Source organism: Pseudomonas sp. OF001 (assembly GCF_904426495.1).
Lineage (GTDB): Bacteria > Pseudomonadota > Gammaproteobacteria > Pseudomonadales > Pseudomonadaceae > Geopseudomonas.
Window position 1 is genome coordinate 257,430 of sequence record NZ_CAJGBM010000023.1, and the last position, 12,977, is coordinate 270,406.

The 12,977-nt window shown below is 71.3% G+C and carries 6 protein-coding genes; 3 read left to right on the plus strand and 3 right to left on the minus strand.

Annotated elements, in window-relative coordinates; genetic code table 11:
• Positions 1-89 precede the first annotated feature (89 nt).
• From RA210_RS14485 to RA210_RS14495, 3 genes are read left to right on the plus strand one after another with little or no spacing between them, the layout of a single operon-like run.
• Positions 90-2,369, plus strand: a complete 2,280-nt coding sequence (locus RA210_RS14485; protein WP_201486980.1) for a sensor histidine kinase — start codon at positions 90-92, stop codon at positions 2,367-2,369.
• Positions 2,370-2,376: 7 nt separating this feature from the next.
• The gene (locus tag RA210_RS14490) at positions 2,377-2,814 is read left to right on the plus strand and encodes a response regulator (RefSeq protein WP_136488370.1); all 438 of its coding nucleotides are present in this window, start codon (positions 2,377-2,379) and stop codon (positions 2,812-2,814) included.
• Positions 2,811-4,913 (plus strand): putative bifunctional diguanylate cyclase/phosphodiesterase, encoded by a 2,103-nt coding sequence (locus RA210_RS14495; protein WP_201486981.1) that lies wholly within the window; start codon positions 2,811-2,813, stop codon positions 4,911-4,913. Before RA210_RS14490 ends, RA210_RS14495 begins: the two co-directional genes overlap by 4 nt.
• A 16-nt stretch (positions 4,914-4,929) precedes the next feature.
• On the opposite strand, the gene RA210_RS14500 is transcribed toward RA210_RS14495, so the two are convergent.
• From RA210_RS14500 to RA210_RS14510, 3 genes are all read right to left on the minus strand, one after another.
• Positions 4,930-8,595 carry a translocation/assembly module TamB domain-containing protein gene (locus tag RA210_RS14500; protein WP_201486982.1) on the minus strand — a complete coding sequence of 1,222 codons (3,666 nt, stop codon included), beginning with the start codon at positions 8,593-8,595 and terminating at the stop codon, positions 4,930-4,932.
• Positions 8,592-10,283, minus strand: coding sequence for an autotransporter assembly complex protein TamA (locus RA210_RS14505; RefSeq protein ID WP_236574755.1), 1,692 nt, complete (start codon positions 10,281-10,283; stop codon positions 8,592-8,594). The genes RA210_RS14500 and RA210_RS14505 overlap by 4 nt, the downstream gene beginning before the upstream one ends.
• Before the next feature lie 173 nt (positions 10,284-10,456).
• Positions 10,457-12,913 (minus strand): patatin-like protein, encoded by a 2,457-nt coding sequence (locus tag RA210_RS14510; RefSeq protein ID WP_201486984.1) that lies wholly within the window; start codon positions 12,911-12,913, stop codon positions 10,457-10,459.
• Between the last annotated feature and the right edge of the window lie 64 nt (positions 12,914-12,977).

Sequence of the window (12,977 nt, forward strand, 5' to 3'; positions counted from 1 at the left end):
GCGGCCCTGTGGAGCATCCGGGTTGCCAGCCTGAGGTGAAGCCGACATGATCGGCGCCACGAGAGCGACGCAAGGCTCCTTTTCCGCCGATGGATAATCGCCACATACTGTTACAAGCCTGCCTGCATACCCTCGCCTTCGCCCTGCTGGCCGGCGGCGGCCTCGGCCTGCTGGACACCCTGCTGCGCCCCGCCCCCGCACTGCACCCCCTGATGCTGCCGGGTAGCAGCATGGCACATCTCGGCCTGGGCCTGCTGGCCGCCAGCCTGGTCAGCCTGGTCAGCCTGTGGCTATGGCACGGCCAGCCGGCATCGCGCGATGGCCGCCTGGATCGCCGTACCCTGCTGGCCGGGCTGGGCGCCGTGTTGCTGTCGATCGGCAGCTGGTACCTGCTCGGCCTGCAGAACGCCCGCAGCCTGACCGACCAGAGCGACCTGCTGCTGTCGCGTCTGGACAACGCCAGTCACGAGGCCATCGCCAGCCGCCTGGCGCTGCTGCAGCGCATGGGCGAGCGCTGGGAAGCCCTGGGCCAGCTGCCGGCCCCGACGTTCTGGCTGCAGGAAACCGACAGCTACCTGCGCGACCTGCCCGGCTTCACGCTGATCGCCCTCCTCGACGAGCGCCTGCAGGTCAGCCGCAGCCAGACGCGCATGCCCTCGGCCGGCGCCTGGCTCGACAGCTTCATCGCCGACCCCGCCCGGCAGGCCTGGCTTGAACAGGTGCGCGGCGGCCGCGAGCCACGACTGAGCCCTGCCCTGCTGCGCCCCGGCACGCCGCCGATGGCGCTGGTGGCCGTACCGCTGCACCTGCCCGGCGAGCCGGTACGGCTGGTGGTGGCCAGCCTCGACCTGCACCACGCGCTGGCCGAGCTGCTCGCGGGCGGCACCGGCGACTTCGTCGTCGAGGTCCGCGAGGGCGAACAGCTGCTGCTCGGCGGCACCGCAGGCGACACGCCGCGGGCCACCCCGGTCGGCACCCGCGAAATCGACCTCGCCCGGGCACCGCGCTGGACCCTGACCACCTACCTGAACGACGCACGCGATACGGCCGACAGCCAGCGCCTGGCGCTGCTGGTGCTGCTCGGCGGCCTGCTGCTCAGCGGCCTGCTGATGTTCAGCCTGCGCCTGGCCTGGCTGGCCCAGCGGCAGGCCGGACGCCTCGCCGAGCAGCAGCGCTACACCGAGGGGCAGCGGCACATCCTCGGCATGATCTCCACCCTGCAGCCAGCGGAGCTGATCCTGCGCGAGATCTGCCTGCTGATCGAGCAGCAGGCGCCGGGAGTGCTCAGCTCGGTGTACCAGGTCGACCCCAGCGGCCAGCGCCTGACCCTGGGCGCCGCCCCCAGTCTCGGCGAACGCTACAGCCAGGCCATCGCCAGCCTGCCCATCGGCGAGGACATCGGCGCCTGCGGCACCGCTGCCTACCGCCGCCAGCCCGTGCTGGTCGAGGACATTCCCCACGACAGGCGCTGGAAAGGCTTCCACCAGTTGGCCGCGGCCGAGGGCCTGTACAGTTGCTGGTCGACGCCGCTGCTGGCCGGCAACGGCGAGCTGCTCGGCACCTTCGCCATCTACCGGCGCCAGCCGATGCATGTGGACGCCGAGCTGCAGGCACTGGTGGCGACCGCCAGCCAGCTGGCCGCGGTGGCCATCGAGCACCGCAACACCCTGGCCGAGCTGGAGCGCAGCAACCGCGAGCTGGAGGAATTCGCCTTCGTCGCCTCCCACGACCTGCAGGAGCCGCTGCGCAAGATCCAGACCTTCGCGGACCGCCTGACCAGCCACGCCAGCGGCCTCGACGAGCAGGGCCGCGACTACCTGCAGCGCATGGGCGCCGCCGCCGGCCGCATGCAGGCGCTGATCCGCGACCTGCTGGCCTACTCGCGGCTCAACACCCGGCGCCAGCCTTTCGTACCGGTAGCGCTCGACCCGCTGCTCGACGAAGTGCTGCAGGACCTGGAGGGAACGCTGGAGTGCAGCGGTGCGCAGCTGCAACGCGAACCGCTGCCCATGGTGCACGGCGACCCCTCGCAGCTGCGCCAGCTGTTGCAGAACCTGCTGAGCAACGCGCTCAAGTTCCACAAGCCCGGGGAAGCGCCAGTTATCCGCATCTATGCTGAACGACAGGGCAGCGGAGAATGGAGCCTGTGTATCAGCGACCGGGGCATCGGCTTCGACGAAAAGTACCTGGAGCGCATCTTCCAGCCGTTCCAGCGCCTGCACGGCCGCCAGGCCTACCCCGGCACCGGGATCGGCCTGGCCATCGCCAGGAAGATCGCCGAGCGCCACGGCGCCCGCCTCACCGCCCGCAGCCAGCCGGGCCAGGGGGCCTGTTTCTGCGTCACCTTCCACCGGTCCGACAAGGAGTGAAGCGACCATGTCGAATGCCCTGCCCGTGCTGATCGCCGACGACGATGCCGACGATCGCCTGCTGCTTCGCGAGGCCTTCCGCGACAGCCTGCTGCCCAACCCGCTGCACTTCGCCGAGGACGGCGAGCAGTTGCTCGACAGCCTGCAGCGCTCCAGCGATGCCAGGCAGCCGCTGCCCGCGCTGATTCTTCTCGACCTGAACATGCCACGCCTCGACGGCCACGAGGCCCTGCTCGCCCTCAAGGGGGATGCCCGGCTGTGCCGGATTCCGGTGGTGATCCTCAGCACCGCCGCCGAGGAGGAGGCACAGCGCTGCCTGGAGGCCGGCGCCGACGCCGTCATCGGCAAGCCCAGCAGCTACAGCGGTCTGCTCGACGTGGTGCGCCGGCTCGGCGACTATTGGCTGGCCACCGACGCACTGCCCCCGGAGCCGCAACCTTCATGAGCCCAACCGAGCGCCCCCTGCACCTGCTGCTGATCGAAGACGACGAGGACGATTTCCTCATCATCCGCGACCTGCTGCGCCAGGCCGGCAAGCTGAACTACGTCCTCGACTGGGTGGACAGCTTCGAGCGCGGCCTCAGCGCCCTCGACGAGGGCGCATACGATCTCTACCTGATCGACTACCGGCTGGGCGCCGACTCCGGGCTGGAACTGGTGCGCCACGCCAGCGCCCGGGGCATGCACCAGCCGCTGATCCTGCTCACCGGCCAGGACGACAGCGAGCTGGATGCCCGCGCCCTGGAACTGGGTGCGGCGGACTACCTGGTCAAGGGCCAGTTCGACGGCCGCCTGCTCGGACGCAGCATCCGCTACGCCCTGGAGCGCGCCAGCGCCAGCGAGCGCCTGGGCCGCAGCAACAGCCGCGCGGCACTGCTGCAGCGCTGCCTGGAAGCCAGCTACAACGGCGTGGTGATCGTCGATGCCCTCGCCCCGGACCAGCCGATCATCTACGTCAACCCGGCCTTCGAGCGCATCACCGGCTACCGCGCCCACGAGGTGCTGGGGCGCAACTGCCGGCTCCTGCAGGGCAGCGAAACCCGCCAGCCGGGCGTCAACGAGATCCGCCGCTGCATGACCGAGCAGCGCGAGGTGCACGTGGTGCTGCGCAATTTCCGCAAGGACGGCAGCGCCTTCTGGAACGACCTGTACATCGCCCCGGTACCGGACGAGCACGGCCTGGTGACCCACTTCATCGGCGTGCAGAACGACATTTCCGAGCGCAAGCGCTTCGAGTCGGAGCTGGCCTACAACGCCAGCCACGACGTGCTCACCGGCCTGCCCAACCGCTCGCTGCTGGAGGACCGTCTGCTGCAGGGTTGCCAGATCGCCCGGCGCTACACCCGCGAGCTGGCGGTGATGCTGATCGACCTCGACGGCTTCAAGCCGATCAACGACACCCTCGGCCACGCCATCGGCGACCGCATCCTGGTCGAGGTGGCCCAGCGCATGGCCGCGCAGATCCGCCCCGGCGACACCCTCGCCCGGCTCGGCGGCGACGAGTTCGTGGTGGTGCTGCCCGACCTGGCCCACGGCGAGGATGCCCTGCTGGTCGCCGAGCGGCTGATCCACAGCATCGCCCGCCCCTACCAGTTCAACGAACTGGAGCTGCACGTCACCGCCAGCATCGGCATAACCCTCAGCAACGGCGAGATCGAGCAGCCGGTGAAGCTGATCCAGGAAGCCGACCTGGCCATGTACCAAGCCAAGCAGCACGGCCGCAACAACTACCAGTGGTACACCGAGCACCTCAACCAGGAAGTCAGCGAGCGCATGACCCTGCGCAACGAGCTGCAGAAGGCCATCGAGGGGCTGAACTTCGAGCTGCACTACCAGCCGCAGATCGACGCGCGCACGGGCGCGCTGCTCGGCTGCGAGGCCCTGCTGCGCTGGCCGCACGCCGAGCGCGGGTCGATCTCGCCGCTGCGCTTCATCCCGGTGGCCGAGGATACCGGGCAGATCGTCCCGATCAGCCAGTGGGTGCTGGTCACCGCCTGCAGCCACCAGCGCCGCCTGCTCGACCAGGGCCTGGCCGCCGGCGTGGTGTCGGTGAACATCTCGGCGGTGCATTTCCTGCGCCAGGACTTCGTCGGCACCGTGCAGCGCTCGCTGGAGTACAGCGGCCTGCCGGCGCACCTGCTGGAGCTGGAGATCACCGAAACCGTGCTGCTCAAGGACGCCGAGCGGGCCATCCAGCTGCTCCGCGAACTCAAGGCCCTCGGCGTCGGCATCGCCCTTGACGACTTCGGTACCGGCTACTCCAGCCTGAGCTACCTCAAGGACCTGCCGATCGACAAGGTGAAGATCGACCGCTCCTTCGTCCACGAGCTGATCAGCGACCAGCGCGATGCCGCCATCACCCAGGGCATCATCTCCATGGCCCACCACCTGGACCTCAAGGTGGTGGCCGAGGGCGTGGAAACCACCGAACAGGCCGATTTCCTCCGCCGCAACCTGTGCGACGCCTTCCAGGGCTACCTGTACGCCCGGCCGATGCCCTACTCCCAGCTGGAAGCCTACCTGCGCGGCCTGAAGAGCGCCTGAGACGGCCGGGCCGGCGCTAGTAGTCGCGCTTGTAGAACAGATCCAGCGAACTGGCCAGGCCGCTGGCCGCCTCCAGGTAGAGCTTCTTGCTCAGCTGGTAGCGCAGGGCGAAGACGTTGACCGGCTCGAACACGCCGACGCCATAGCGCAGACTGAGCTTCTCGGAGAGGTAGCCGCTGGCGACCATGCTGCTGTCCGTACCGGAACCCTCGCTTTCCAGCAGGAAGTCGCTGATGCCCAGGCGCTCGGCGATGGCCCCGGCCACCGGGGCACCGCCGGCCAGGCCGAGGGCCAGGGCGGCCTGGTTGACCATGTTCTGGTCGCCACCGCTGCCCGGTGCACGACCGAGCACCAGGTAGGACAGCGCCTGCTCCTGGCTCATCGCCGGCTCGGAGAACACCTCGCTGAGCGGCTCGTCGGCACGGCCGCTGATGCGCAGGCCGGCGGTGACGTCGCCCACCTCGCGGATCGCCTCGATGTCCAGCAGCGGCTGGTCGATGGGCCCGGCGAAGATCAGCCGCGCGCGGCGCAGGGTCAGGCGCTGGCCGTAGGCGCGATAGCGGCCGTTCTCCAGGCGCAGGGTACCGCGGCTGTCGAGGTTGTCGCGCAGGCGCAGGTTGCCCCTGAGGTCGGCGGTCAGGCCGAAGCCGGAAAAGCGCAGGCGGTCCTCGCCGATGGCCAGGCGCAGGTCCATCTGCAGATCCGGTGCGCTGGACGGCGCCGGCTGCTCGCCGACGACCCGCGCATCCTCGGACACCTTGACCGCCTGCGCCGGCAGTTCGCGCACGGTGATCCGCCCGCGCGGCACCGCCACCCGACCGCCGAGACTGAGGCGGTTGTCGCGCAGGCCGAGCTGCAGGTCGGGCTCGACCTCGAGGCTGGCGTAGGGCTCGACCACCGCCGGCAGGCGGCTGCCGCGGATCTGCAGGTCCATCTGCGGCGCGCCGGCCCAGCCCAGGTTGCCGGCGATGCTGCCCTGCCCCTGCTCGCCGCTGCGCCAGCTGCCGTCGAGCCGGGCCTGCTGGCCGTCGATCTGCAGGGCCAGCTGCAGCTGCTCGAAGGTCAGCGGCAGCTCGCCGCCACTGAGGTGGCCGTCGCGCAGCTGCACACGGCCGTCGACCACCGGCGCCAGCAGGCTGCCGGACAGCCGCCCGCCGCCGTCGATGCGCCCCTCGATGCGCTCGACCTGGCGGGCGAAGGGCCGCGCCAGGGCGAGGTCGAGACCGTCGAGGCGGAAGCTGCCGGACAACGGCTTGTCCTGCGGCCGCGGGTCGATGCGCGCCTCCAGCTCCAGCGCGCCGAGGGTCGGGCCGGACAGGAGCAGCCGGCTGTCGATCCGCTGCGGGCGCAGCTGGCTGGTGAGCAGCAGCTGCCGGTAGGGAATCTCCAGCCACTGGCCGCGCTCGCGGATGCGCAGCTGGCCGCTGCCGGCATCCAGGCGCAGCTCGCCGTCGGGGCCGCCGGCCGGCAGGTCGAGGCGCAGATCGCCGTTGACCCGGCCGACCAGCGCGGTGCCGCGTGGCAGGCTGCGACGCAGGCGCGCCAGGTCGAAGTCGCGCAGGCGCAGGCGCAGCTGCGGCTCGGGCAGCAGACGCTGGCTGTCGGCGCACAGGCTGGCCTCCTGCGACTGCCAGCAATGGGCGCCCAGGGTGATGCGCCCGGCGGCGCTGCGCTCCAGGCTGGCCGGACGCTGCAGCTGCCAGTCGAAACCGGCGGCGGCGAGGCTGCCGCGGCTCAGGCTGCCGCGCCAGTCCTGTCTGCGGTCGAGGCCGCCGTTAAGCGCCAGCGCCAGGCGCAGCGGCTCGCCGTCGAGGCTCAGCTCGACGCTGTGCCGTGGCAGGCTGCCGCTGCCCTTGAGCGCGAGCTGGCCGAAATCCGTGTCGCCGCTGCGCAGGCCGCGCGCGTCCAGTTGCACCGTGGCCTGCTGGCGGGCGTCGAGGCGGGCGTCGAGGGTCAGGCCTGCCATACGGTGGTCCTGATAACCGAGGCCGCTGCCCTGCAGCGCCAGACTGCCCTGCGGCGCGGCCGGCGTACCGCCGAGCCGGAGTTCGCCGCCGGCCTGGCCGCGCAGCCCGGGCCACAGCTGGTCGAGGCGCGCCAGCGCCAGCTTGAACTGCCCTTCCAGCCGCTCGCCCCAGGCGCCCCGGCCGTCGATGCGGTTGTCGCCCAGGCGCAGGGCCAGCTCGGGCAGTTGCCAGCGCTTATCCTCGCCCTGCAGCTGGCCCTTGAGCGCCAGTGGCTGCTGGCGCAGCTGGCCGTCCAGCGCCCAGTCGGCTTCGAGCTGCAGGTGGCCGTCGCGCAGCTCGCCGCGGCTGGCCAGCTGACCGCCGATGCGCCCGGGCAGCTCCCTGAGCCAATAGGCCGGATCGAGCTCGGCCAGCTGCAGGCGTGTCTGCCAGCCGAAGGCTTCGGCGAAGGTCAGCGCCAGCTCGCCCTGCGCCCGGCCCTTGCCGGCCTCCAGGCGCAGCTGCGGGAGCTGCAGCTGGCCGCCGTCGCCCTGCAGCGGGCTGGACAGGCGCAGCGGCCCGGCCGGGCTGAGCAGGCGGACGTCGAAGTCGCCCCGGTAGCGGCTGTCTGCGTAGCTGAATGCCGCCTGCAGCTGCTGGAGCTCGAGCTCGACGCCGGGCTGCGGATACAGCTGCTGCCAGGCGAAGGCGCCACCCGCGAGGGTCAGCTCGGCGGCGAAGGCCTCGCGCCAGTCGAGGCGGCCGGCGAGCTGCAGGGTTTCCCCGGCACTGTCCTGCAGCTGCAGTTGCTCCACTTGCGCGCCGCCGCCATCCACGCTGCCACGCAGCACCACGCTCAGCGGCTGCCCGGCGCCGGCCAGGGTGGCGCTGCCGCTCACCCCATAGCCTTCGGTGAGGGTGCCACTGGCGGTCAGGCCGAGCGTGGTGAAGCGCAGGCTCGGCGGCAGGCTGGCCAGCGTCTGAAAGTCCGTCGCGCTCAGCCGCAGCTCCAGCGGCAATCCTTCCGCCAGCGGCTGCAGCCAGCCGGTGAGTTCGCCGTCCAGGTAGCCCTGGCTGCGCGCCGTCAGCTCGAGGCGCTGCAGCAGGCGGCCGTCCAGCTGCAGGTCGAGCTGCCAGGGCCGCTCGTCCACTGGCGGCAGCTGCAGGCTGGCGCGCGCGCGCAGCGGCCAGTCGCCCTGCGGCTGCAGGCTCAGCTCGCTGAGGGTCAGGCGCAGGGCGGGGCGCTGCAGGTCGACGGCGGACAGCTGCAGGCCGCCGGCGTCCAGGCGGGCGGCCAGCGCCAGGTCGTGCAGCTGCTGCACGCCATTGACCTCCAGGCTGCCCAGCTGCAGGCGCTGGATGGCCACGCCCAGCGGCAGGCGGATCTCCGGCAGACTGAGCGGCTCGGCGCTGGCCTCCTCGGTCGGCGGCAGCTCCAGCTGCAGGCGCGTGGCGCTCAGCTCGTCGAGGCACAGCAGGCGCTGGCGCAGGCAGGCCAGGCGGTTGACCACCCGCAGCTGCTCAACCGCCACGCGCGTTTCGCCCGACTGCCAGCGCAGTGCGCCCGCGCTCCAGTCGCCGAGCAGCCGGCCCCGGAAGTCCTCCAGCGCCAGCCCCGGCACCCGGCCGAGCAGCCAGCGGCTGCCGGACTCGCTGGCCGGCAGGGCGAGCAGGCCGGCCAGAAGCGCCAGCAGGAGCAACCCGGCAGCGCCGAGTCGGCGCAGCAATCTCCTCACAGTTCCGGCCCCATGGAGAAGTGGATGCGAAAGCCCGAGCCCTCGTCGTGATCGAGGGCGTGGGCCAGGTCGAGGCGGATCGGGCCGACCGGCGACACCCAGCGCACGCCGATGCCGACGCCGGTCTTCAGCGGATCGCTGAAGCCGTCGATGGCGTTGCCGTGGTCGACGAAGGTGGCCAGGCGCCAGCGGTCGCGCAGCGGGTACTGGTACTCCAGGCTACCGACCACCAGGTAGCGGCCGCCGACCCGCTCGCCCTCGCTGTCGCGCGGCGAAAGGGTCTGGTAGTCGTAGCCGCGCACGCTCTGGTCGCCGCCGGCGAAGAAGCGCAGCGACGGCGGGATGGCCGCGAAGTCGTTGGTGGCGATGCCGCCCAGCTGCATCCGGCCGAGCAGGCGATGGCCGCCGGCGAAGGTGGTCAGGCCCTTGGCCTGCATGACCAGGTGCAGCAGGTCGGTATCCGACAGCAGGCTGCGGCTGGCGCCGGTCAGGTCGGCCTGCAGGCGCCAGCCGCGGCTGGGATCGACCTTGTGGTCGCTGACCGTGCGGCTGAAGCCGATGCCCGGCAGCAGCAGGGAGCTGCGTCCTTCATCCTCGCCGGTGGTGTAGCGCTCCTGCTCCCAGCGCAGCGAGACGATACGCTGCCACTCGCGCTCCGGCAGGTGCTGCCACTGGGCGCCCAGGGTCAGACGCTCGCTCCGGGTGTCCACCAGATCCTCCTTCTGGTAGCCGGCGGTGAAGCGCAGGCTCTCGGTCAGCGGCGGATCGAGGGGGATCTCGTACCAGGTGCCGAGGTTCTGCCGCGGCGCGGACAACTCGAAGTCGCTGCCCAGCCGGTGGCCCGCCGCGCCGCGCCAGTGACGGGTCCAGGTGCCACGCAGGCGCGGCCCGACGTCGGTGGAGTAGCCGGCACCGGCTGCCAGGGTGCGCGGCTTGCGCGCCTGCAGGCGCACCTGCACCGGGATGGTGTGCTCCGCGGCGCTCTCGGGCGTGGCGTCCACCCGCACGTCCTCGAAGTAGTTGCTCGACACCAGCGCGCGATTCAGCTCGCCGATCAGGTCGGAGTCGTAGGCCGTGCCGGGCTGGAACGGCACCATGCGCGCCAGCAGATCGTCGTCGAATGGCGTATCGCCCTCGAACTGCACGCTGCCGAGGTGGTAGCGCCGGCCGCTCTGGTAGACCAGGCGGATGTCGGCCACCCCGGCGTCGGGGTCGACCAGCAGGCTCTGTTCGACGAAGCGACCGTCGAAGAAGCCGAAGCGCAGCGCGCGGTTGCGGATCAGCCGCTTGGCGTCCTCGTAGGCGCCGTGGTCGAGCACCGCCCCCGGCGCCAGCCGGTCGCTGCGCGGCAGGCGAAAGCGCGGGAACTGCGCGGCCTCGCCCTCCACGCGGATCTCGACCGTGCGCAGGCGCACCGGCTCGCCCTGCTCGATGTGCAGGCGCAGCACCGGCTCGTCGCCACTCTCGATCACCTCGCTGCGGATCTTCGCCCGGTAGTGACCGAGGGCCTGCAGCGCCCGCAGCGCCTCGCGCTCGGCGTGACGGGAGAAACGCTGCAGGCTGGCGGCGTCGCGCTTGCCGAGATCGCCGATGTGCGCCTCGACGTTTTCGCGCAGCGCCTTGCTCCGGGGCGAGATCAGGACCTCCAGCTCGGCCGCCGCGGCCAGTGGAGTGCCGAACATCAGCATGCCGGCCAACGGTATGCCGCCCAGCGGGGCAAGCAGCGCCGCGACGGATGACGGGAAGATGCTTTTCATGCCGCCGATCCTAGCACGGCCCTCGCGGATTACCGGACAAGCGGAGGAGATCGGCGCCAAGGGCCGCCAACCGCCCGGAGCCGAACGGCCACACGCCTGCGCGCTCAGAGCCGCTCGACCGCCTCGCGCAGGCGGGCGAGCAGCTCGGGCACCAGAGCCAGGCGCTGGCCCTCCTCCTCCAGTACCCGCTCGAAGGCGCGCTTCTTCAGCGCCTCCACCGCCAGGCCGGTGCGCAGGTTGGCCGGCACCGTGCTGAGCAGGATGTCGAACAGGCGGTCCACCGCGTGCAGGCGGCCCCACAGGTAGTCGTTCTCGCGCACCGCGCGGCCGAGGAAACCGCCGAAGCCGGCGAAGGAGCTGCCGAGCAGCACCGGCTTGCCCTCGTCGAGGACCAGGCTGTCGGCGTCCTCGGGGCTGATGCGGTCGACGAGGATCTCCTCGATGGGCCCGGCCTCCAGCGACAGCGCGCTGGCGGTCGGGCGCAGGATGACGTCCCAGAAGAAGTAGCCCAGATAGCCGGTGAGGATGGCCAGGCGGCTCGCCTCCGGCAGGCCCTGCACCAGCGGCGAGGCCAGCACGGCATCGACGTTGTCCACCACGCGGGCCATGTCGCACTCCTGGGCCAGCCGCTCGACCAGCCGGGAGATCTGCGCGCCCGCCTCGGGCTCGCTGGCCAGGCGCTCGGTGCCGAGGCCCGGCCCCTCATCGTCGTCCATGAACAGCTCGCGGCACAGGTTCACCGCGTGGCGGCTGAGGAAGTCGAGGTCGTCGTAGACCGCCAGCTCGCCGACGCACTTGTGCAGCTTGAGCTTCAGCAGGTCGAGGTCCTCGGATTCGGCGGCACCGCCGCTGTCATGCTCGGGATACAGATCGTTGATCTCGTGCAGCACGAAGTTCAGCCGGCGCTTTTTGTAGATCAGCCCGAAGTCGAGGATCATCCGCGCGAACAGCGGCAGGTCGACATTGCTGTAGAGCTGCTCGGGCATCCTGTAGGACTCGGCGATGATGCCCTGCTGCCCGGCCCAGGCCTCGATCACCTCCTCGACCCGGCGTGCCTGCGGCGAATCGGCGGTGTACTGGCAGGCCGCGGCGATGAGGCGCACCACGAAGTCCAGCGCCTCGAAGATCAGCGAGCGCATCCAGGCGTCGTAGACGATGGCGGTGCCGGACAGCAGGCTGATCGACAGCAGCCGCCAGTGGCGCAGGTCGTCGACGCCGAAGCCGCTCCTCAGCTTGCCGGCGGTCTCCTCCTCGATCAGCCGGGCGATCTGCGGGCGGGCGTGCAGGATGGCCGCCTTGAGCCGGCGCGCCTGCACGTTGTAGCGGCTGATCACCGCCAGTTCGTTGTACACCGGATCCTGGCGCGGCAGGTCGCTGAGGGCGCCGCGCAGGGTGGCGAAGAAGCCGGGCACCCCGGTTCCCGTCAGCCGCCGGGTACCCTTGGGGTGCGGGTCGATGTACACCAGGCGGCGGTCCACCTCGCGCAGGGCGCCGTGGGTGTGGATGGCTTCCACGCAGGCCATGATCGGCTTGTTGTCGAGCACGCTGCCGTCGACCAGCACCGCCTCCTCGGGGCTCTCGCCGCGTGCGCGGTAGTTGCGGAAGTTGGCCTCGACGAAGCGCGAGCGCGCCGGCCAGGGCATGTGCCGCTCGGCGAGCAGGTCGTCGAGTTCGCGCAGCTGGGCGGGCGGGAAGGCGCCGGGATAGGACGCCGAGGCGCGCCCGGCGAAGGCCAGCGAGGGGAAGCTGTCGGCGTCGAAGTCGCTGAGCAGGTGGCCGGTCTTGCGGTGCTCGAGGGAGAAGCGCAGCAGGTGGCGGTGCTCGCGCTCGTAGGCCACCGGCGGGTCGTGGATGAAGATCGGCCGCTCCAGGCCGCGGAAGTCGGTGACCGTCACCACCAGGTCGAGGCGCTCGCCCTTGGGCAGCAGCGAGTCCGCGACCGGTGCGGCGCCCTGCATCGCGGTCAGGCCGTCGAGCATCAGGGTGCTCAGCCGGCGGCCGTCGAGGGGCGGCTTGAACCAGCGCGAGCGCAGGAACACCGAGATGCGCTTGGCCATTTCGGCGTCGGCCTGCCCCGGCAGCAGGCCCTCGCGGCCGAGGCGCGACAGCAGCGGGCGCAGCAGCGGCCAGAAGTACCACTTGCTCCACATGCGCGCCTTGGCCTCCGGCGCCAGCAGGTTGAGCATGTCGGCCTGCTCCAGCCACAGCTGGCTGATCGGCATCAGCGAGCGGTCGTGGGCCAGGGCGGCGGACAGGGTGATGCCGTTGATGCCGCCGGCCGAGGAGCCGGCGATGACGTCGACGATCACCCGCAGGGCGATGTCCTTGCCCAGTGCCTGGAGGAACTCGTGGTAGAGGTCGCCGGTGGAGCGCTCCGGCTCGTCGGGATAGTGCTGGTGGAAGCTGTCGCCCGGCGCCTGGTCCTCGCCGGAGCGGCCGGCGTGGTAGATCTTCGAGGCGCGCACCAGGTTGAGGATTTCCCGGTTGATGCCGTGCTGGTAGACGGCGAGGGACACCCCGCCGAAGAACACCAGGGCCAGGCGCAGCTCTTTCTCTTTCATGGTCAGCCCGTGGAGCCGATAGCCGTCCGGGCCGCTTGGCGGCCCGTTGCGCCGCCCTGCGCCG